Origin of the sequence: Pantoea sp. OXWO6B1 (genome assembly GCF_001641135.1) — a bacterium.
GTDB lineage: Bacteria > Pseudomonadota > Gammaproteobacteria > Enterobacterales > Enterobacteriaceae > Pantoea > Pantoea allii.
This window is the reverse complement of sequence record NZ_LWLR01000001.1, coordinates 2033239-2053402: the sequence shown is the minus strand read 5'-3', so window position 1 is coordinate 2053402 and position 20164 is coordinate 2033239. Positions and strand designations below refer to the sequence as shown.

Genomic DNA, 20164 nt, shown 5'->3' with positions numbered 1-20164 from the left:
ACTCACACCCGCCGCGCATTTTTTTGCTGGGTAACGTTGTAAAGATAAATAGCAGAGGCTATTTCGGATGCGGGTTATCACGGGACTGCACAGGGAAGTTTGATGATTTTTATTTGACGATGTAACGCATAAATAATACATCGCGGGTATCAGTACGGTTTTTTCCGGCCGTGTCCCGTTACAGGGCCACGGCCGGACCGGTTAATTCACCTGCGTTGCCGGACCAAATACGTCGTACTGCGGCAGTTGCACGTTCTGGTAGGTTTCCCAACCACCGCCTAAGGCTTTGTAGAGGGCGACAAGATCCAGTCCACTTTGCATGCGCGCCTGAGTAGCCTGTTCCTGCGCCTGCGCCAGTTGGCGCTGGGCATCAAGTACCTCAAGGAAAGTCGATAATCCCTGGCGATAGCTGTCACTGGCGAGATCGAAGGTGCGTTGCAGCGCGCCAGTGGTTTCATCCAGTGCGGTGACGCGCTGCTGGTCGGCACGGTAACTGACCAGGGCATTTTCCACATCCTGCAGAGCCGTCAGCACCGTCTGACGATAGTTGAGTGCCGCGTTGGCCTGCTGAGCACGCGCCAGCTTCACGCTTGAAACCAATCTTCCACCCTGGAAAATGGGAATGGATAACGACGGCCCCACGCTGTAGAAATGGCTGCTCCAGTCGTCAAGGTAGCTGACGTCAGTGTTACGGACACCCAACTGACCGGTCAGCGACAGACTGGGGAACAGCTGGGCGACAGAAATGCCAATCTCGGCGGTTTGAGCATGAAGTGTGGCTTCTGCCTGACGAATATCGGGACGACGTCGTGCCAGCGTAGAGGGAATGCCGACAGAGACAAACGCGGGTAATGTGGGCAGCGCTTTCGGCTCACTCAGTTCGGCATCCAGCGCACCCGGCGTTTTACCCAGCAGTACAGCCAGACCGTTCATCGCCTGGCGCGTTTGTGCCTGATACTGCGGCAACTGCGCCTGCAGGCTGCTTAACTGCGCGCGGGCATTTTCCACATTGGTCACCGGTGCCAGGCCGTTACGCTGCTGGCTTTCCGTCAACTGCCAGGTCTGATCGGCCACGGCAATCTGTTGTTGCAGCGTATTTACCGTTGCCTGCGCGCCGCGCAGCTGAAGCCATGCGCGCACCACTTCCGCTTCGAGCGACACCAGTGCGTCGTTGCGCTGCTCTATAGCCGCCTGCTGCTGGGCATTGGCTGACTCCACCTGGCGCCGCACTTTGCCCCACAGATCCAGTTCCCAACTGGCGTCGAAACTGCCCTGATACAAGGTGACCGGTTGCATCAGCCCGTTCAGCTGGCTGGCAACGTTGCTGTCGAGCTGGTCGGCACCGTTCGCTTTCAGCAGCCCTTCCAGCCCCAGTTGCTGTCGTGTGACCTTGGCTGAACCGTTAAGGCTGGGAAATAATCCGCCCTGCGCCTGCGACAGTTGCTCACGCGCGCCGGCAATCCGCAATACCGTCTGTTGTAAGGACAGATTACCTTCGATAGCGCGTGCAATCAGGCTGTCGAGTTGCGGGTCCTTAAAGTTACGCCACCAGCGTGAATCCACCGCTGACGTTTGTGGCTTCGAATTTTCCTGCGAATCCAGGGCGTGATAGCTGCCCGGCATCTGGGGCTTAGGTGCCTGATAGTCGGGGCCGACGCTGCAGCCCGCCAGCGCTAACACCAGCATCAGGTTGAGCGGATTCAGGCGATGCGTACTCATAACTTTCATGTCAGTGTGCTCCTGCACTGCCTTCGCTTTTGACAGGCGACAGCAGCCAACAAAATGGAATCAAAATCAGGGCAACGATACTTAAGCCTGAAAAGACGTCGATATAAGCCAGAATGCGTGACTGGACAATCATCTCTTTATAGAGCTGACCGGTTGCCAACGTGACGGGATCGCCCACCGCAGAGGTGAAGTCGCGGATCGCCTGTGCCCAGTGCTGAACCGTAATATTGAACTGTTCATTCAGCGGCGTCATGTTGTGCACCATATGGGCCGAGCGCGCCTGTTCTCGCTCTGTAATCGCCGCCGTGGACAAGGAGATGCCAATCGACCCCGCGACATTACGGAACATGGTAAACAGCGCCGAGGCGTCCGCGTTTAACCGTTGGGGGATCGTAATAAAGGCAATGGTGGTCAGCGGCACAAACAGGAAACCCAGGCCAATGGATTGTGCACTGCGCATCAGCACCAGCGTGGTGAAGTCCACATTCGGCGTTAAGCTCGCCGAATAGAAAAAGGCTAATGCCAGGCAGCTAAAACCAAAGGCAATAATATAGCGGGTCTGCACCACCGGCATCAGTTTCAAGACCAGCGGAATGGTCAGGACAATCAACACCGCGCCAGGGGACAGCACCAGTCCCGACCAGGTGGCGGTATAACCAAGATCCTGCTGTGCCAACTGCGGCAAGACCACCGAGCTGCCGTACAGTATCATCGCCATCCCGGCCATTAATAAGCCTGCGACCCAGAAATTGCGATCCTTCATCACCAGAATGTCGACCACGGGTTTGCGTGCATACATTAACCAGTAAATAGCCCCGACGATGCCCACAAGCGCCAGCACGGCAAACAAAACGATAAAGTGCGAGGCGAACCAGTCTTCGTCTTCACCGCGATCCAGCATGACCTGCAAACAGCCCAGGCCCAGCGTAATCAGGCTGATGCCGATATAGTCGATCTTGAGTTTACCCTTGGCCCATTTACGCTCCCATGGCGGATCTTCCAGCAAAGGTAAAATGGCCATGATGGTCAGCACGCCGACCGGGATATTGATAAAGAAAACCCAGCGCCAGCTGTAATTATCCGTAATCCAGCCGCCCAGCGTCGGGCCAATAACCGGTGCCACGATGATGGCGATAGAAGAAAGGCCGAAGGCTTTGCCCCGATCTTCCGGTTTGAAATAGTCAAGCAGCACCGACTGTTGTACAGGCTGGAGGCCACCGCCAAAAAAGCCCTGCAGGATGCGAAACAGAATGATCTGCCAGAGTTCAGTGGCGATACCACACAGGAATGAACAGATGGTAAACATCACGATGCAGATTAAAAAAAACTGCTTACGGCCAAACAGACGGCTGAAAAAGGCAGAGATGGGCAGCACGATACCGTTCGCCACCAGATACGACGTCAACACCCAGGTCGATTCATCGTAACTGGAGGAGAGTGAACCCGCGATATGCGGCAGGGCCACGTTTACGATGGTGGTATCGAGAATTTCCATAAATACCGCCAGCGTGACCGTAATGGCCACTAGCCAGGGATTACTGGCGGGTTTCCAGCTCTGCGATTCGCTCATTCCACGGTTACCTTCGGTTCAACCGATAATCCCAGTGGCAGCGGCCGGTTTGGATCCAGTCCTTTATCAATCACGATTTTTACCGGTACGCGCTGAACAATTTTCACGTAGTTCCCGGTGGCATTCTCAGACGGGAAGGTTGAGAAACGCGATCCTGTGCCCATCTGAACGCTGTCGACATGGCCTTCCAGCTTCATATCCGGCCAGGCATCAACGCTGATCGTCACTTTGTCACCCGGATTCATCCGCTCCAACTGCGACTCTTTAAAGTTGGCGGTAATCCAGATATCCGGAGAAACCAGCGAGAACAAGGCGCTGCCTGCCTGCACCAGGGTGCCCATCTGCACGTTGCGCTTCGTCACAAAGCCATCGTAAGGCGCACGAACCTGGGTATAAGAGAGGTTTAGCTCCGCCACGTTGAGCTGGGCTTTTGCCTGCTCAACCTGTTCCTGACGTGCTTCAACATTGGTTTCCTGCTGGCGGATTTGCAGCGCAACCTGCGAGGCAACTTCCACCTGCGCTTTGGCACTCTGCAACTGGGCCTGCGCAGAACGCAACTGAGCAGAAGCCGAGTCAATATTGCGTTGGCTGGTAGCGCGAGGATCAACGCCACGCTGACGACGGTAGTCAGCCTGCGCATTCAGGTAATTTGCTTCGGCTTTTGCCTGGTCTGCCAGAGCCTGATCGCGCTGGGCCGGGTACTGAACACGTGAGAGCGCGAGCTGCGCCTGGGCCTGATGCAGTTGTGCCATTGCCAGACCAAGCTGAGCTTTAGCCTGGGCGCGCTGGGCTTCGTTGTCGCTGGGGTCGATTTCTACCAGTAAATCGCCCTTCTTCACCCGTTGGTTATCTTTCACCAGTAACTTGACGACATAGCCAGACGCTTTAGCGGCGATAGTTACCGCATTGCCTTCAGTGAAAGCATCGTCAGTGGTTTCTTCGTTACGGGTGGTAAACCAAAAGAAAAAGGCCACGATCACCATCACCACCACGATAACGGCCAAAATAATTAACGGTTTTTTACCGGGGCGTTTGCGCGGTTTTTCATCGTTATTACTTGGGTTGTCGTGGGACTGGCTGTTGTTATCCGGCGCGTGTTCTGCGTCTTCCTGATGTGAATCGCGGTTGTTGTTCTCGCTCATAGTTTCCGTCGCTGGCTAAGGCCCTCTATCCTGGGCGTAGAAAGTCCACTAAACATTAGATCGAAAACTGACAAAATCCAGTACAACTTTACGTAACTTGAGAAAGGCAGCACATCCTGCACCGTGGCAGGATGTGTCTGGATCAGGCGACGAGTTTTAGCAACAGCCAGCCGGTGAGCATGGACCAGGCGAGTAAAGGAACGGAGAACAGGTGGAAACGCCACCAGATGGCGCGGTCTTTGGCCATACGTAACGCAATAAGGTTAGCGAGTGAGCCGGGTAACAAACCGAATCCACCGATATTAACCGCCCAGGCGAGCGCTTCCGTTGGCGGCACTTTTTGCAACAGCAGGATCGTCGCAGGGACATTACTGATGATCTGCGACAAGCCGATAGCCAGCAGATAGAGTTCCCCTTTGCCAAGATGGGTAATGGCATCGAAATGTGCCTGCATTACCGGTAAACGCGTCAGCAGGAAGACATCCAGGAACATCACGATGAAGACCACCAGCAGGCTCCAGTCGATATTCAGCAATACCTGACGTGCCATAATCAGGAAACACACCAGAATCAGCAACAGCGCCCAGCCGGTGACATGCCATTCCAGCGCGGCAATAAACAGCAGATACAACACCACACTCACGGCAAACAGGGGTTTATGCCAGCTGTGCTGTTCACTGTTGTCATGCTTTTCAATGGTGCGTTTGGCAAAGCTGAACCAGGTGACGACCAGCAGGCTGAGCAGAAGCCACACCGCCAGCGGTGTCATTTGCAAAATAAAACCGCCCACGCTCAGTGAGCCGTGGCTCCACAACAGAATATTTTGTGGATTGCCCACCGGCGTCAGCAGCGATCCGGCGTTTACCGCCAGGGCTTCAAAGATAATCAAGCGCGAGATAGGTAAATGCGAAAATTTACGTAACGTCAACGTGAGTGGCACCAGAATAAACAGCGCCACATCGTTGGTTAAAAAGGTCGACAGCAGGGCCGCCGCCAGCACCATAAACAGCGCCAGCGTACGTTCATGCTTGAAGCCCGCAATTAATCGGCCACCCAACACATCAAAATAACCGCTGGTTTCCAACCCCTTCGTCAGGATAAGTAATCCACTCAGGGTGATGATGGTATGCCAGTCCACCGCGGCGGGAAGATCAGGCCAGCGATAATCAGCAAGAAACAGCAGAACAACCCCAACAACGACTAACAAGTGCAATATATGGTCATGCAAAAATGAGCGAAGCACGATGGGCATGATGTCCGGCGCCTTAACTGAGGGTTAATTGTTTTCGTAAAATTTCTGGAATACAGCCAGCGTTTCATCACTCACGTGATGTTCAATGCCTTCTGAATCGCGACGGGCCGTTTCCGGACTGATACCAAGCGCTAACAGGAAGGTTTCAACAATATGATGGCGGGCACGGCTCTCTTCAGCCAGCTTTTCCCCCTCACGTGTTAAAAAGACACCGCGATAAGGCACCTGCTCAACCAGTCCGGCAGTACCTAATCGCTTTAACATTTTTGCTACGGTAGGTTGCGAAACACCTAAACGTGCGGCCATATCGACCTGACGTGCTTCACCAAATTCACCAATTAAATCAGAGATTAGCTCAACATAGTCATCAATTAGCTCACGACGATGCGCCTCGCGCACCTGCCGAAAACCTTCGACATGCTCTTCAATATCTTTCAGTGGTCCTTGCGGGGCAGAAACCACGCTTTTGGCACGACGACTCATTCAGCTTCCTCTTTATTTTTTCCACACCAGGCCTGCCATGTGGTTTTAGCTGCGCTCATTGTAAACCAGGCGCAAATAAGCTCAAATTTTTCGTCGTTAGCCTTGGCTAAATGATATAGCCAATGCTATATTTGTCGATAATGTAAACAGAGTGATGCATTAAAGCACGATTAGGCCGCTCTGCTTACCGTTGCGTTAAATTTATTGGGAGGTGATGTTATGAGCACCCTGAAAAGCTGTGTTGACTGCAGCAAATGCTTCCAGGCAGAAAAATCAACATCAGGTATGAAATCCTGGTGGTGCCTGCTGACCCGTTCCCCTTTTACACTGCGCCTGATGTTGATAAACAAACTTCTGGGGAATGAACCGGAAGAACGTCACTGTCAAAAACTGATCTGGCGCGGCTGATAGCTGATATCGCCTTTTGGCTGACCGCCTGAAGGCGCGGGCTTCTTCTGTTGCCGCGCTGACCCCGCCTGCCGTTTATCTGTGCTCCCCTCGTACGTCTGTACTGCTTCCGTCCCCCTGAATCATCCCTTATCTGCGCCCTTTATAACAGGCAGAGACCGTCGCCTGCGGTAGCGCGCCCTTCTCTGGCATCGGCGAAGTCCAGTTGCGGATGACGGTTGCGCCAGCGGCAGATTTCTCCGACGGGGCAGCACTCATGGGCAGGCAATCAGCCACTGTGATGCTGTAGCATCTGTGCGCAGGTCTTTATGCCCTATCGTGCCTCTAAGGCTACAGTGATGCTGTGGCATCTGCACTCAGGTCTTCACACCCTATCTGGCATTGCCCTATGGCTACTCAGATACTCTCTGACGGCTTATTTTTCGTTACCAATAAAAACGGCCCTGAAAAGGGCCGTTTTTTAAAACTCGACTACGCTAACTTAGAAGCTGTAACCTACGCCAGCGATCCAGGTGCCAACGTCAACGCTACGGATGCGGCTCTGCTCATAGCCAACGTCCAGTGCAACGTTTTCCATTGGGTTGAACTGCATACCCGCGCCGTAAGAGAAACCGTAATCGCTGGTGTCTGCTTTGTCGCGTGACGTGGTGTCGTTAGCCTGGTATTTACCGTAGCCAACACCAACCACACCGTAGATGCTTGCCCAGTCATTCAGACGGAATGCTGGACCACCGGTGATACCGTAGTACTGGCCTTTATTGTAGATGCCATCTTCGGTACGATCTTTCTCGGTGTAGGTGAATGAGCCGATCCAACCCAGTGGGTTAGAACCGTCTTCATAACGATATTTCAGGTTGAAGCCGTTTGCTTTGTTAGCAACGCCCTGGTAGTCGCTCTGTGCGTAGCCACCGGTTACGGTGCTCTGTGCCATGGCGGAACCTGTTGCTACTGCTAACACACAGGCTAATGCTGAAAGACATGCAATTTTTTTCATAACCACCTCAAATGTGAAAGTACTTCTCTCCTGACAACGCTGAAAATATAACAAAAAATAGCGAGAAACTCTGCCCGCATTTTGTTGTCTAACACATAGTTTGGTGTAACAGGAAGTTAATGAAGTATCCTATGTCATTCTTTTTTCTTATAAAATACGTCATATGATTGCAACAAACCTCTTAAACAAATTTTCATGCTTTAAGTTAATTCCTAAAAAATCCTGACATTAATTTACTTATCTGCCCGTAATTTTGCTCAAAAACCAACCAAACAGAAAAAATTAAAATCACTTTGCGCCCTCTTTTTGACCTGCATTTCCATTACACTGGTCATCTTGTTAGCTAAATTGATCGGGAAGCGCCTACAGGATGTCAGCCACTTCGTTAAAGTCATTTACGCCAGTCTTCATTCCTGTCGTCGTTCTGCTCATCTCTATGCTGTCACTCCAGGGCGGCGCTTCACTGGCGAAAACCCTGTTTCCCACTGTCGGTGCCACCGGCATTACTGCCCTGCGTCTGGGATTTGGCACGCTCATCCTGTGCGTCATATTTAAACCCTGGCAGTTGCGTTTCAGCCGGGAGCAACGCACGCCACTCATTATTTATGGCTTGTCGCTGGGTGCAATGAACTTCCTGTTTTATCTCTCTATCCGCACTGTCCCGCTGGGCATTGCCGTGGGGCTGGAGTTTGTTGGTCCATTGACGCTGGCGCTGCTCGGCTCACGCCGTGCACTGGACTTTATCTGGGTCATCCTTGCCGTGGCGGGACTCTGGTTTCTGCTGCCGTTTAGCACCGGCATTGCCTCCGTTGATCCGGTGGGCGCGCTGTTTGCGCTGGGTGCGGGTGCCTGTTGGGCGTGCTATATCTTATCGGGACAGCGGGCGGGCGCAGAGCACGGTGCTGCCACCGTTGCTATCGGCTCCTTAATTGCCTCCCTGGTGTTTGTCCCCGTCGGGCTGACATTTGCGGCAAGTGGCATCTGGCAGTGGAGCGTCATTCCCGTCGCGGTTCTGGTGGCGTTTCTTTCCACGGCGCTGCCCTATTCGCTGGAGATGATTGCGCTAACGCGCCTGCCAGCGCGGATCTTTGGCACGCTGATGAGCCTTGAACCCGCAGTGGCGGCCCTGTCGGGCATGATGTATCTGAACGAGAGCCTGTCGGGAACGCAGTGCCTGGCGTTACTGGCAATTATCCTGGCGTCTGCAGGTGCAACCCTGACGATGCGTCCCAGAAAGAGCCAGCTGAATGAGATTGCAGTGACGGATAACGTTAAAAAATAATGCGCGTCACCCTGTTGAAAAACAGGCTAAATAACACTAAAAATCATCCTGATAATTATTTTCATCTAAAATGTAATAGAAAGTTAATATTTAGAACATCTACAACCTGCTCATTGAATAATTATTTAACCTTATGATTTTATAATACTTTTACTTGCTGGTAAATTTAACACTTTATTAACTCGTTTACGCACTGTCTGACCGTTGCGAAGGCGAATACTATTTCAGCCATTGATTAAGCCAATCCTGCAAAGCCCTGAATCACTGCTATACTCAATCTCGTACTTGATTAGGACAACCATTGAAAGAGAGGACCGAAACAATGAGTACCGCTAAACTGGTTAAAACAAAATCTTCTGATCTACTTTACACCCGTAATGACGTGGCAGATGACGAAAAGAGAGCCACCATTGAGGTGCTCAATCGCCTGGTAGTGGAGTTCATTGATCTGTCACTGATCACTAAGCAAGCCCACTGGAACATGCGTGGCGCAAACTTTATCGGTGTGCACGAAATGCTGGACGGCTTCCGCACCGCGATTACCGATCACCAGGATACCATCGCAGAGCGCGTGGTACAGCTGGGTGGCGTCGCACTGGGTACAACCCAGGTGGTGAACGACAAGACGCCACTGAAAAGCTATCCGCTGAATATTCACAGCGTTCAGGATCACCTGAAAGCGCTGGCCGATCGCTACAGCGTTGTCGCTAACGACACGCGCAAAGCCATTTCTGAAGTGAAAGATGAAGATACCGCAGATATTTTCACTGCCGCATCGCGTGACCTTGATAAATTCCTGTGGTTTATCGAGTCCAACATTGAATAATGTCAGACAGTAGACTGTAAACAGGCGGGGAAACCCGCCTTTTTTACGTCTGTGTTATTATAATTTTATGACTTTGTTAACAGTTTTCACTTCCTGCTCTTCCTGTTTTTCCCTTCTGATGCACACTACCTCTGCACCACCGTAGCACTATGCACCACCATGAAGCACTCAATTAGTGCAAACTCACTTCCCCGTGCAGAATCGTGTCAGCGATTTTGTGTCAGGCAGTCGATTTTATGTATTTTGCAAAGTTGGCATATTTTTTTCATATGATAGCTCGCAAACCTGGGCCTTGACGCCTGGTCGTAATAAGGAAAAATGATGAAATCGTTGTTTAACATCTCTGTGGCCGCGCTGGCGCTGGCCTTCTCCCTCTCTGCTACCGCCGCCGAAAAGAAACTCATCGTCGCCACCGATACTGCATTTGTCCCTTTTGAATTTAAACAGGGTGATAAGTATGTTGGTTTTGATGTGGATTTGTGGGATGCAATCGCAAAACAATTGAAACTGGATTATACCCTGAAACCGATGGACTTCAGTGGCATCATCCCTGCACTACAAACGCGCAACGTTGACCTGGCGTTAGCCGGTATCACCATTACGGATGAGCGTAAAAAAGCGATCGAATTTTCTGATGGCTACTATAAAAGTGGTCTGCTGGTAATGGTTCGCAACAATGAAAATGACATCAAAAGCATTAACGACCTGAATGGTAAAGTGGTCGCAGTGAAGAGCGGTACGGGTTCAGTGGATTACGCTAAGAGCCACATCAAAACGAAAGACCTGCGTCAGTTCCCTAATATTGATAACGCCTATATGGAACTGGGTACCAACCGTGCTGACGCGGTACTGCATGATACGCCAAACATCCTTTACTTCATTAATACTGCCGGTAAAGGCCGCTTCAAAGCGGTAGGCGAATCGATTGAAGCACAACAGTACGGTATTGCCTTCCCGAAAGGCAGTGACGAACTGCGTGAAAAAGTAAACGGCGCGCTGAAAACACTGAAAGAAAACGGAACCTACAACACGCTTTATAAAAAGTGGTTTGGCACCGATCCTAAATAATAACTGAGTCTGCGTTCATTTTTCAGCAGGGAATATTTCCCTGCTTTTTTCCATCGCAACACAAGTGGAGTTTCACCATGGAGTTTGACTGGAGCGTCATTTGGCCAGCCATGCCAGCGCTGCTCGAAGGCGCGAAAATGACCTTAATTATTTCCATCATTGGCCTGGTGGGCGGGTTAATTATCGGTCTGGTCGCGGGGTTTGCGCGCGCGTACGGCGGCTGGATAAGCAATCATATTGCCCTGGTCTTTATTGAAATTATTCGCGGCACGCCTATCGTTGTGCAGGTGATGTTTATTTACTTCGCCCTGCCAATGGCCTTCCCGGATTTGCGTATCGATCCTTTCACCGCCGCCGTGGTGACCATCATGATTAACTCTGGCGCTTATATTGCCGAAATTACGCGCGGTGCGGTGCTGTCGATCAATAAAGGTTTTCGCGAAGCCGGACTGGCGCTGGGCCTGTCGAGCCGTGAAACCCTGCGCTATGTGATTATGCCCTTAGCGCTGCGCCGTATGCTGCCCCCGCTTGGCAACCAGTGGATTGTCAGTATTAAAGATACGTCCCTGTTCATTGTGATTGGTGTGGCCGAACTGACGCGTCAGGGCCAGGAAATTATTGCCGGTAACTTCCGTGCACTGGAAATCTGGAGTGCGGTCGCGATTATTTATCTTGTGATTACGCTGGTGTTGAGCTTTGTGCTGCGCCGCATTGAGAAAAGGGTGAAAATCCTGTGATTGAATTTAAAGACGTCTCAAAGCATTTTGGCAAAACCCAGGTGCTACACAATATCGACCTGAATATTAAGCAGGGCGAAGTGGTGGTGATTATTGGTCCATCCGGTTCCGGTAAATCTACCCTGCTGCGCTGTATCAATAAATTAGAAGAGATTACCAGCGGCGAGCTGATTGTTGATGGATTGAAAGTTAACGATCCTAAAGTCGACGACCGTCTGATTCGTCAGGAAGCAGGCATGGTGTTCCAGCAGTTTCACCTCTTCCCACAGATGAGTGCCCTGGATAACGTTGCATTCGGCCCGATTCGGGTGCGCGGTGCCAGCAAAGAAGAGGCGCATAAACTGGCGCAGAGCCTGCTGGCTAAAGTAGGCCTGGCCGAGCGCGCCCATCACTTTCCTTCAGAGCTATCCGGCGGCCAACAGCAGCGTGTGGCGATCGCGCGCGCGCTGGCGGTTAAGCCCAAAATGATGCTGTTCGATGAGCCGACCTCGGCACTGGACCCGGAACTTCGTCATGAAGTATTGAAAGTGATGCAGGACCTGGCTGAAGAAGGCATGACGATGGTTATCGTCACGCATGAAGTCGGCTTTGCGCAGAAAGTGGCATCACGGCTGATCTTTATCGATAAAGGCCGTATTGCCGAAGACGGTGATCCTGACAGCCTGATCAGTCACCCTCCCAGCGAACGTCTGCGCGAATTTTTACAGCACGTCACCTGAGTGATTAACACAGCAGCCCGTTGCGGGCTGCTGTGTTAGCGAGACAGCCGTTGTGCGCGCTGGGCGGCGGGCATAAAGCTCCACGCCAGAAAACGGCTCTGCTTCTGCCCCTGCGCCATATTCACCACGCGCACGACTTCGGTCTCCAGTGCTTTTAGTTGTTTTTCCAGGGCAGGCAAATGCTCTTTACGCGATACCAGCGAGGTAAACCACACCACCTGGTTCGCCATGCCGGCGCTTTCCGCAATCATTTTCCCCACGAAGGCTTTTTCACCGCCTTCACACCACAGCTCATTGTGCTGACCGCCAAAGTTAAGCGGTGCGGCAGGCTGTAAACCCAGATTACGCGATTTGCGCTGTGAACCTGCCGCCGCCTCTTCGGCCGACGCATGAAACGGCGGGTTACAGATGACCGCATGGAAAAACGCATCTTTATTCACCACGCCATTCAGCACCGCCTGCGGATTTTTTTGTCGGCGTAAGCGGATCAGGCGCTGCATACCGGCGTTGGCGGCAACAATTTTACCGGCAGCTTTCAGCGCGGCTTCATCAATTTCGGTCCCGGTAAAACGCCAGCCATATTCAGCGGCCCCAATCAGCGGATAAATGCAGTTTGCCCCGCACCCAATATCCAACACGTCCGCCGAAGGGATCTTGCCTTGGTTATCCAGTGCCAGTAAATCTGCCAGATAATGCAGGTAGTCAGCACGTCCCGGCACGGGTGGACAGAGCGATCCCGGGGCCAGTTGCCAGTCAAGTCCGTAGAAAAGTTTGAGCAGCGCCTGGTTCAGCAACATCACCGCCTCAGGATCGGCAAAATCAACCGACATCACGCCATAACCATTTGGCCGGACTTTTGCGGCCAGCGGCGGATGTGCCGCCGTGAGGGCAGCAAAATCATATTCACCTTGATGGCGGTTTCGGGCGTGGAATAGCGACGGGCTGGCTGACTTTTTCATACGTTCTCTCATGTTTTCAGGCGCGCGTACAATACGCTGTGGCTGGCAGAAAATAAACAGCATTCTCGGCTGCATGAAGACAGGGTGGCGGATAAGTTAATGTGCCCTGTGCGGTGGAATCGCCTGTTTGCGGTATCAATGACAGGGAATAAAAGCGCAGGCAAAGAAGGAAGACGTTAGCTTAGCAATAAAAAATGCGCCACCAGCAAACGTGCTGGTGGCGCATCATAAGCCTGCGGGATTATTTAAAATCGACGCGCATTAAATCCTGGATTGGCATACCTTTCGTGGTTTCTACGCAACGATCGATATAGCTGGTAAAGCCTGGCGGTGAACTCATACCCAGGCGCAGCAATTTGTCGTTAGAGAACACCACATTCAGGCGGGCGAACTCACCGTAAAGGCGCATCGCGCGCAGCATCAGGCGTTCATTACAAGGCCCATAAATCTTTTTGAAGTTCTTGCGCTCTTTAACGATCTCGCTGAAATCAACCTGCAGATAGTTAGGTGCCAGCGGTGCACTTTTTTCTGCTGTGGCAAACGCCGAATCAATTTCAGAGAAGGTATTGCTGCTGCGTTCACCGGCAGAAATGTGATAAACCATCTCTTTGGTACAGCCATGATCCAGCAGGAAAACCAATGATTTAGCACAGTAGTCCACGGGAATCACATCGACGCGGTCGTCAAGTGAGCAGAGGAATTTTTCCAGCTTCATCACCATCTTGAATACCCAGAAAATACTGCCTGACGGCGTACAACCTTCCTGAGAATGGCCAACCACGATGGATGGGCGGGCAATGATCAGCGGCAAATGAGGCAGTTCCTGCTTGATCTTGTTTTCAATGTAGGATTTGGAATAGGTGTAATCGACAATGTGATCTTCACGGGAAGACAGCACCAGATCCTCTTTTACGATTTCACCCTGATCCGGCGCGGAAGACATGGCCGTACCAACGTGGACAAATTTCACGAACGCAGGCAGTGCTGCCATTCTGGCGGCCAGTTTGAAGGTTCCTTCAACGTTAACCCGCCAGATATCGTTATTTTCACCAAATGACGCAATCGCCGCGCAGTTAATGACGTGGCTGACCTGATCGATGCGTGCATCATCCAGAAACAGTTCAGGCGCCAGGAGATCGCCGACCAGAATCTGATCTGCGGTCAGGCGCTGAATAGCCTGTGCCGAACATGAAAACTTAGATAAATTATCTTTAACCCTCTCCAGTCCCTGGGTAGCATCGCTGGCTCTGACAAGCAGCAGCAACTCAACATCCTGGCGCATCAGCAATTCTGCCACGACTGCACCACCAACGAATCCAGAAGATCCTGTAACAAGAATTTTTTTCATATCGACCACGAGAACAATTGATGAGGTTGTATATTGCGCTATTTTCGTTAAACAAATACGAAACCTTTGCTAGCACGAAATGTATAAAATGTACTCGTTTACTTTTCGTTTACTTTTGCACCACCTGTTTTCAGTAGCAAAATCGGTAAATAATATTTAACTAACTGATATAAATAAAAATTCACCCGTTAGCACAGAAAGTAACGGCTGTTATTATTCAGGAATAATCCGGTGCCTGATCGAGGCCTTTTTACAGGTTTGCCACGGCAACAGCCATTTACCCACTACGCTTGAATCAGCTTTTACAGGGAGACAACCATGAACAAACGTTATTCTTATCAGCCTCGCGCCGGACATGGGCTGCCGCACGATCCGCTCAACGCCATTATCGGCCCACGTCCCATTGGCTGGATTAGCTCCATCAGCGCCAAAGGCATCCGCAATCTTGCGCCTTACAGTTTTTTTAACTGTTTCAATTACCAGCCACCCATTATTGGTTTCGCCAGTAGCGGCTGGAAAGACAGTGTACAAAATATTGCTGAAACCAAAGCGTTTGTCTGGAATCTGGCAACCCGGCCGCTGGCTGAAGCCATGAACGAAAGTTCCATTTCTGCACCCGCCGATCAGGATGAGTTTGCCCTTGCCGGTTTAACGCCCCTTGCCGCCTCGCAGGTTGAAGCCAGTCTGGTGCAGGAAAGTCCGGTGAATTTTGAGTGTAAACTGACGCAGCTTATTCAGTTGCAGGATGCGCACGGCAACGCCCTCGACAGCTGGCTGGTGCTGGGTGAAGCCGTCGCCATCCACATTGATGAAACGCTACTGGAAAACGGCATTTATCAGACGGCGAAAGCCGAACCGATTTTGCGCGCTGGCGGCCCCAGCGCTTATTACGGTATCAGTGAGGCGCAGCGCTTTGATTTGGTGCGCCCGGATGCGCGTCGGGGGTAAGCGTCAGAGTGCATCCGCGGGATGCGCGCGGATGACATTTACTGCGCGGGCAATCTCTGGTGCCAGCCAGCGATCGTCCTGCCAGCTCGGCACCACCTGACGCAGTTGGCACCAGGCCTGAAGGGTTCTGCGTGCCAGCTGTTCTTCACCGTGAAACTCCAGCGCCTGGGCGGCCAGCAGGTATTCAATCGCCAGAATTTGATAAACGTTATTCACGGTCTTGAGCAATTTCAGTGCCGCACCGGTCCCCAGACTCAGGTGATCTTCCTGTAGCCCGGACGTAATGTAGTTATCCAGCACGGCGGGCTGCGCCAGCTGGCGGTTCTCAGCACAGAGCGAGGCTGCCACGTATTGCGCAATCATCATGCCGGAGTTGACGCCGGGTTGGGCAACCAGAAAAGGCGGTAAGCCGCTGACCAGTGGATTCACCAGACGGTCCAGACGTCGCTCCGCAATACTGCCCAGCTCTGCCAGCGCAATCGCCAGCAGATCGCAGGCCATGGCAACGGATTCACCATGTGGATTGGCTTGCGAGACCACGCGCCAGGCCTGGGGTGTGCCCAGTACCAGTGGATTATCGGTGCAGGCGTTCAGTTCGGTTTCTATCTGACGCTCTGCATGTGCAAACTGATCGCGACAGGCACCGTGTACCTGCGGCATGGATCGCAGGCTCAGTGCATCCTGCGTCCGAATGCCACTGCTTATCTTTAACAGCGGGCTGTCGCCCAGTAACCGCCGTAACCGCTCGCCACTGCGCTGGATACCCGGGCTGGCTTTCAGGGACAGCACCTCTTCGTCAAAAGCCACCAGTTGCCCTCTTAACGCTTCAAAACTCATGGCCCCCGTGACATCGGCCCAGTCCAGCAAACGCCGCGCATCGTCCAGCGCCAGGCAGGCCAGTCCGGTCATGCACGGCGTACCATTAACCAGGCTGAGTCCCTCTTTTGCTCCGGGTCGATAAGGCGTGAGTCCGGCTCGCGTCAGGGCCTCACTGGCGGGCAGGATCTGCCCTTGGCATTCCGCCTCGCCTACGCCAATCAGCGTCAGGCTAATGTGTGCCATATGAGTCAAATACCCCACCGACCCCTGTGAGGGCACCTGAGGAGTAATGTGCTGGTTCAGCAACGCCAACAGCCGTCGCACCAGTTCAACCGACACGCCGGATTTCCCGTGGCTGTAATTCGCTATCGCGGCGCATACGATGGCGCGGACTTCCTGCTTCGCCAGCAGCGGCCCGACGCCGCAGGCATGACTTAATAAGGTATTGCGTGACAGCTGACTCAATTCTTCTTCCGCCAGCATGATATTGCACAGCGCACCCAGCCCTGTGTTAATGCCGTAGGCTATCTGACCACTCGCGACGATGTGTGTCACAATCTCCCGGCCCTGGGCAATGCGCTGCCAGGCATGCTCGCTCAGCACCAGTTCGGCATCATGGCGGGCCACCGCGACCACCTCCTGCCAGGTTACGGGGGCATCCCCCCAGATAACAACGCGACTCATAACACAGACTCCGGTGTATGGTGGCTGGAGATAAACTGCCTGAAGCGCGCCGAGCCGCCCTCGCCGAACATCTCATCTGGCGTGCCCTGGCAGTCAATGCTGCCCTGATGCATAAACACCACGCGATTAGACACGTGACGGGCAAACCCCATTTCATGCGTCACCACTAACATGGTGCGTCCCTCTTCTGCCAGACTGCGCATGACCTTCAGCACTTCCCCCACCAGCTCCGGGTCAAGCGCCGAGGTCGGCTCATCAAACAGCATCACTTCCGGGTCCATGGCTAGCGCGCGGGCAATGGCGACGCGCTGCTGTTGCCCGCCTGACAGTTGGGCCGGATAAAAGCCTTTGCGATTAAGCAGGCCGACGCGTTCCAGTAATTGCTCGGCCTGAGCGATGCAGGTTTTCTTATCGCGTTTCAGGACATAGTGCGGCCCTTCAATCACATTTTGCAGCACGGTCATATGCGACCAGAGATTAAAGCTCTGAAACACCATGCCAAGGCGTGAGCGCAAACGTTCGACCTGTTTGGGATTAGCGGCCAGTTGATGCCCGCGCGCATGGCGCTTCATTTCAATGGTTTCCCCGCCGACGCTTACCACGCCGGAATCGGGCGTTTCCAACAGGTTAATGCAGCGCAGCAAGGTGCTTTTTCCCGATCCACTGGCCCCGAGAATAGAAATCACATCACCTTTATGGGCCTGTAATGAAATCCCTTTCAGCACCTCCATGGTGCCGAATGATTTATGAATATCGCTGGCGGACAGCGTAACGGTGGATGAATCCTGCATCTCATTCCCCTCCAGTGATGGGCTTAACGGCCGCTAACGGCTTCTTTGCTGGCTGATGAACCGGCGTCAGACGACGCTCCAGCAGGGCATACAGCTGCACGATAATAAAATTAAGGATCAGATAAATCGCGGCGGCACACAGGAACACTTCCATCGTGCGGTAGGTGCGCTGAATAATCTGCTGCGCCACCCCGGTGACATCCCACACGGTGACCAGGCTGGCAAGTGCGGTGGATTTGACCAGCAGAATGGCTTCCGTCGAATAGGCGGGCAAGGCATAGCGCAACATGACCGGTGCAATAATGCGCCTCAGTAGCAGCCAGCGCGACATACCACATGCCATACCGGCTTCCACCTGCCCGGCTGGCACCGCCAGCAACGCACCACGCAATATTTCTGCCGTATACGCTGCGGTACAAAGCGATAGCGCCAGCACGGCACAGCTGAACGGCTCTCGTAAAAATGGCCAGACAAAACTGTGCCGAATCACGCCAAACTGCCCCAGGCCGTAATAGATTAAAAACAGCTGGATCATTAAGGGCGAGCCCCGAAATACCAGAATATAGCCACGGGCAAAACCGCTCAGGATACGCCAGCGGCTCATCCGCAGTGCCAGAATGCCCACCGCCAGCACCCCGCCGCACAGGAATGAACTGATGAACAGGCCGAGCGTGACCGGCAGTGCGGCGCTTAACCTAAGAAAGGTATCAGCAAGAAAGGCAAAATCGATCATGGTGCAGTTCCTTAATGCTGTGCCGCTGTCCGGCTTAACCAGGCACGGCCCAGCCGGGCTTCCGCGCGCAGAAAAGCCCGATTCGACAGTATGGTTAACAACAGATAGCATCCCCCGCCGATCAGGTAAAAGGTGAAGTAGTCACGCGTCGACCCGGCCGCTATCTGACTGGCGCGCATCAGTTCCACGATGCCGGTCACCGAGACCAACGCAGAGTCTTTCAGGCTCATTTGCCAGACATTGGATAAGCCCGGCAGCGCATAGCGCGCCACCTGAGGCAGCAGGATGCGCTGGCGAAGACGCCAGCGTGACATGCCTATCGCCAGCGCCGCTTCCACTTCACCGTGGGAGAGCGCCAGCCGAGCCGCACGATAGACTTCTGCCTGATAGGAACCTGAAATAAGCCCGATCGCCAGAGCACCGATCAGAAACGGCGGCGCTTCAATAAACCCTTCCGCACCGAATAACTGACCGATCTGCGTGATCAGGCCCGATCCACCGAAGTAGAACAGGTAGATCACTAACAGCTCCGGGATGCCGCGAAAAATCACCGAATAGCCCTCGCCTAACCAGCGTAAAGGGCGATGAGACGACAGTTTCGCGGCGGCGATGGCTGAGCCCACGATGGCACCGACCATTAGCGCGACCAGCGACAACAGCAACGTGGTAAGCGTTGCGCTGACAATCAGCCATCCCCAGCCCTCTGCGCCAAAACCCAGCAGGTTCATCATGCTCGACCTCACTTATGGCGTAACGTCAGTTTTAAACCATTTTTCGCTAAGTTCTTTCACCGTGCCGTCAGCCAGCGCAGCCTTAATCGCGTCGTCCAGTTTGGTCTTCAGGTCGTTGTCCGCCATGCGCACACCCATAGCTTCGCCTTCACCCCAGATGGGACCGCCGAGCTGTGGACCGCTGAAGGTCAGGTTGCTGTTGTCTTTACGTGTCAGCATCGATTTGGCAAAGGTCACGTCATCAAACACCGCGTCAATACGTCCGGCCTGCAAATCCAGAATGGCATCGGCGGAGGTGGTGTACTCGCGTATGTCAGCCACGCCCTTGAAATATTTGTCGATAAAAGGCGTATATACCGTGCCGGAAGCAATACCGATGGTTTTGCCTTTCAGCGCGGCTTTTAACGGTGCCAGCGCGGCTTCAATCTCTTTCTCATCGTCATGCAACTTCGTCACGCCCTTGCCCGGCGGCAACAGCGTGCCTTTGACGGTAATAAAGGTCGCGGGTGTGGAGGCGTAAGGCAGGGTGAAGTTGACCACTTTTTTACGATCCGGCGTGATCACGATGGCATCCATGATGACGTCATATTTGCCGGCATTCAGCCCGGCAATCATGCCATCCCAATTCTGAACCACCAGCTTGCACTCCATGCCCATACGTTTGCACAGGTTGGCCATCAGCTCAGGCTCAAAACCCCCAAGTTTGCCGCCGGGCAGCGTCAGGTTCCAGGGTTCATAGCTGCCTTCCGTGGCTATCGTGATCGATTTCCACTCTTTAGCCTGCACCGCAACGGTGCTGAGCAGCAGGCTGGAAAACAGGGTCGTGAGGCAAAAACGGCGAAACGCTACGTGGTGCTTCATACGGCTTCTCCTGGATGAAAAAGGTTTTAACAGCATCGATGTTGTTTTAACAAAAAATTCACAAGATGATGAGTCATGTAT

19 protein-coding genes are annotated in these 20164 nt (G+C 53.0%); 6 read left to right on the top strand and 13 right to left on the bottom strand.

Going from position 1 to position 20164, the window contains the following annotated elements:
• Positions 1 to 201: 201 nt before the first annotated feature.
• The 6 genes from A6A26_RS11815 to ompX form a co-directional block, all read right to left on the bottom strand.
• The gene (locus A6A26_RS11815) at positions 202 to 1728 is read right to left on the bottom strand and encodes an efflux transporter outer membrane subunit (protein WP_063878892.1); all 1527 of its coding nucleotides are present in this window, start codon (positions 1726 to 1728) and stop codon (positions 202 to 204) included.
• A gap of 1 nt (position 1729) precedes the next feature.
• Positions 1730 to 3298: a DHA2 family efflux MFS transporter permease subunit gene (locus A6A26_RS11810; RefSeq protein ID WP_063878891.1), complete on the bottom strand. Its 1569-nt coding sequence runs from the start codon at positions 3296 to 3298 to the stop codon at positions 1730 to 1732.
• A complete protein-coding gene (locus A6A26_RS11805) occupies positions 3295 to 4440 on the bottom strand; it encodes an HlyD family secretion protein (protein ID WP_063878890.1) in 1146 nt (381 codons plus the stop codon). Before A6A26_RS11805 ends, A6A26_RS11810 begins: the two co-directional genes overlap by 4 nt.
• 142 nt (positions 4441 to 4582) lie before the next feature.
• Positions 4583 to 5692 carry an SLC13 family permease gene (locus tag A6A26_RS11800; RefSeq protein ID WP_063878889.1) on the bottom strand — a complete coding sequence of 370 codons (1110 nt, stop codon included), beginning with the start codon at positions 5690 to 5692 and terminating at the stop codon, positions 4583 to 4585.
• A gap of 24 nt (positions 5693 to 5716) precedes the next feature.
• On the bottom strand, positions 5717 to 6175 hold the full coding sequence (gene mntR / locus A6A26_RS11795; protein WP_013025174.1) for a manganese-binding transcriptional regulator MntR: 459 nt from the start codon (positions 6173 to 6175) through the stop codon (positions 5717 to 5719).
• Positions 6176 to 7064: 889 nt separating this feature from the next.
• A complete protein-coding gene (gene ompX / locus A6A26_RS11785; RefSeq protein ID WP_033737684.1) occupies positions 7065 to 7577 on the bottom strand; it encodes an outer membrane protein OmpX in 513 nt (170 codons plus the stop codon).
• Between the two features lie 370 nt (positions 7578 to 7947).
• Here ompX and rhtA point away from each other — a divergent pair, with 370 nt between their 5' ends.
• The 5 genes from rhtA (at position 7948) to glnQ (ending at position 12209) form a co-directional block, all read left to right on the top strand.
• Positions 7948 to 8859 (top strand): threonine/homoserine exporter RhtA, encoded by a 912-nt coding sequence (rhtA, locus tag A6A26_RS11780; protein WP_063878887.1) that lies wholly within the window; start codon positions 7948 to 7950, stop codon positions 8857 to 8859.
• 322 nt (positions 8860 to 9181) lie between these two features.
• On the top strand, positions 9182 to 9685 hold the full coding sequence (gene dps / locus A6A26_RS11775; protein WP_063878886.1) for a DNA starvation/stationary phase protection protein Dps: 504 nt from the start codon (positions 9182 to 9184) through the stop codon (positions 9683 to 9685).
• A gap of 321 nt (positions 9686 to 10006) precedes the next feature.
• On the top strand, positions 10007 to 10753 hold the full coding sequence (gene glnH / locus A6A26_RS11770; protein WP_063878885.1) for a glutamine ABC transporter substrate-binding protein GlnH: 747 nt from the start codon (positions 10007 to 10009) through the stop codon (positions 10751 to 10753).
• Between the two features lie 77 nt (positions 10754 to 10830).
• On the top strand, positions 10831 to 11490 hold the full coding sequence (glnP, locus tag A6A26_RS11765) for a glutamine ABC transporter permease GlnP (protein ID WP_014593272.1): 660 nt from the start codon (positions 10831 to 10833) through the stop codon (positions 11488 to 11490).
• On the top strand, positions 11487 to 12209 hold the full coding sequence (gene glnQ, locus A6A26_RS11760) for a glutamine ABC transporter ATP-binding protein GlnQ (RefSeq protein ID WP_063878884.1): 723 nt from the start codon (positions 11487 to 11489) through the stop codon (positions 12207 to 12209). Before glnP ends, glnQ begins: the two co-directional genes overlap by 4 nt.
• A gap of 35 nt (positions 12210 to 12244) precedes the next feature.
• Here the strand turns inward: glnQ and rlmF are convergent, their stop codons facing one another.
• Both rlmF and A6A26_RS11750 read right to left on the bottom strand, forming a co-directional pair.
• Entirely contained in the window at positions 12245 to 13168 is a 924-nt protein-coding gene (gene rlmF / locus A6A26_RS11755) for a 23S rRNA (adenine(1618)-N(6))-methyltransferase RlmF (protein WP_063881137.1), read from the bottom strand.
• A gap of 241 nt (positions 13169 to 13409) precedes the next feature.
• A complete protein-coding gene (locus A6A26_RS11750) occupies positions 13410 to 14516 on the bottom strand; it encodes an SDR family oxidoreductase (protein ID WP_063881136.1) in 1107 nt (368 codons plus the stop codon).
• A gap of 318 nt (positions 14517 to 14834) precedes the next feature.
• On the opposite strand from A6A26_RS11750, the gene A6A26_RS11745 reads away from it, so the two are divergent.
• Positions 14835 to 15464, top strand: coding sequence for a flavin reductase family protein (locus A6A26_RS11745; RefSeq protein ID WP_063878883.1), 630 nt, complete (start codon positions 14835 to 14837; stop codon positions 15462 to 15464).
• Positions 15465 to 15467: 3 nt separating this feature from the next.
• On the opposite strand, the gene hutH is transcribed toward A6A26_RS11745, so the two are convergent.
• Genes hutH through A6A26_RS11720 form a run of 5 tightly spaced genes read right to left on the bottom strand, consistent with a single transcriptional unit; the run spans position 15468 to position 20083 of the window.
• The gene (gene hutH / locus A6A26_RS11740) at positions 15468 to 16967 is read right to left on the bottom strand and encodes an HAL/PAL/TAL family ammonia-lyase (RefSeq protein ID WP_063878882.1); all 1500 of its coding nucleotides are present in this window, start codon (positions 16965 to 16967) and stop codon (positions 15468 to 15470) included.
• Positions 16964 to 17758, bottom strand: a complete 795-nt coding sequence (locus A6A26_RS11735; RefSeq protein WP_063878881.1) for an ABC transporter ATP-binding protein — start codon at positions 17756 to 17758, stop codon at positions 16964 to 16966. The genes hutH and A6A26_RS11735 overlap by 4 nt, the downstream gene beginning before the upstream one ends.
• 1 nt (position 17759) lies before the next feature.
• On the bottom strand, positions 17760 to 18491 hold the full coding sequence (locus A6A26_RS11730; protein WP_063878880.1) for an ABC transporter permease: 732 nt from the start codon (positions 18489 to 18491) through the stop codon (positions 17760 to 17762).
• Positions 18492 to 18502: 11 nt separating this feature from the next.
• Complete coding sequence (locus A6A26_RS11725; protein ID WP_063878879.1) at positions 18503 to 19222, bottom strand: ABC transporter permease; 720 nt, start codon at positions 19220 to 19222, stop codon at positions 18503 to 18505.
• A 12-nt stretch (positions 19223 to 19234) separates the two neighbouring features.
• Positions 19235 to 20083: a transporter substrate-binding domain-containing protein gene (locus A6A26_RS11720; RefSeq protein WP_063878878.1), complete on the bottom strand. Its 849-nt coding sequence runs from the start codon at positions 20081 to 20083 to the stop codon at positions 19235 to 19237.
• Positions 20084 to 20164 lie beyond the last annotated feature (81 nt).

Coding starts and splice junctions, on each gene's coding strand:
- A6A26_RS11815 (WP_063878892.1), bottom strand. CDS start 1,728: ATGAAAGTTATGAGTACGCATCGCCTGAATCCGCTCAACCTGATGCTG.
- A6A26_RS11810 (WP_063878891.1), bottom strand. CDS start 3,298: ATGAGCGAATCGCAGAGCTGGAAACCCGCCAGTAATCCCTGGCTAGTG.
- A6A26_RS11805 (WP_063878890.1), bottom strand. CDS start 4,440: ATGAGCGAGAACAACAACCGCGATTCACATCAGGAAGACGCAGAACAC.
- A6A26_RS11800 (WP_063878889.1), bottom strand. CDS start 5,692: ATGCCCATCGTGCTTCGCTCATTTTTGCATGACCATATATTGCACTTG.
- mntR (WP_013025174.1), bottom strand. CDS start 6,175: ATGAGTCGTCGTGCCAAAAGCGTGGTTTCTGCCCCGCAAGGACCACTG.
- ompX (WP_033737684.1), bottom strand. CDS start 7,577: ATGAAAAAAATTGCATGTCTTTCAGCATTAGCCTGTGTGTTAGCAGTA.
- rhtA (WP_063878887.1), top strand. CDS start 7,948: ATGTCAGCCACTTCGTTAAAGTCATTTACGCCAGTCTTCATTCCTGTC.
- dps (WP_063878886.1), top strand. CDS start 9,182: ATGAGTACCGCTAAACTGGTTAAAACAAAATCTTCTGATCTACTTTAC.
- glnH (WP_063878885.1), top strand. CDS start 10,007: ATGAAATCGTTGTTTAACATCTCTGTGGCCGCGCTGGCGCTGGCCTTC.
- glnP (WP_014593272.1), top strand. CDS start 10,831: ATGGAGTTTGACTGGAGCGTCATTTGGCCAGCCATGCCAGCGCTGCTC.
- rlmF (WP_063881137.1), bottom strand. CDS start 13,168: ATGAAAAAGTCAGCCAGCCCGTCGCTATTCCACGCCCGAAACCGCCAT.
- A6A26_RS11750 (WP_063881136.1), bottom strand. CDS start 14,516: ATGAAAAAAATTCTTGTTACAGGATCTTCTGGATTCGTTGGTGGTGCA.
- A6A26_RS11745 (WP_063878883.1), top strand. CDS start 14,835: ATGAACAAACGTTATTCTTATCAGCCTCGCGCCGGACATGGGCTGCCG.
- hutH (WP_063878882.1), bottom strand. CDS start 16,967: ATGAGTCGCGTTGTTATCTGGGGGGATGCCCCCGTAACCTGGCAGGAG.
- A6A26_RS11735 (WP_063878881.1), bottom strand. CDS start 17,758: ATGCAGGATTCATCCACCGTTACGCTGTCCGCCAGCGATATTCATAAA.
- A6A26_RS11730 (WP_063878880.1), bottom strand. CDS start 18,491: ATGATCGATTTTGCCTTTCTTGCTGATACCTTTCTTAGGTTAAGCGCC.
- A6A26_RS11725 (WP_063878879.1), bottom strand. CDS start 19,222: ATGATGAACCTGCTGGGTTTTGGCGCAGAGGGCTGGGGATGGCTGATT.
- A6A26_RS11720 (WP_063878878.1), bottom strand. CDS start 20,083: ATGAAGCACCACGTAGCGTTTCGCCGTTTTTGCCTCACGACCCTGTTT.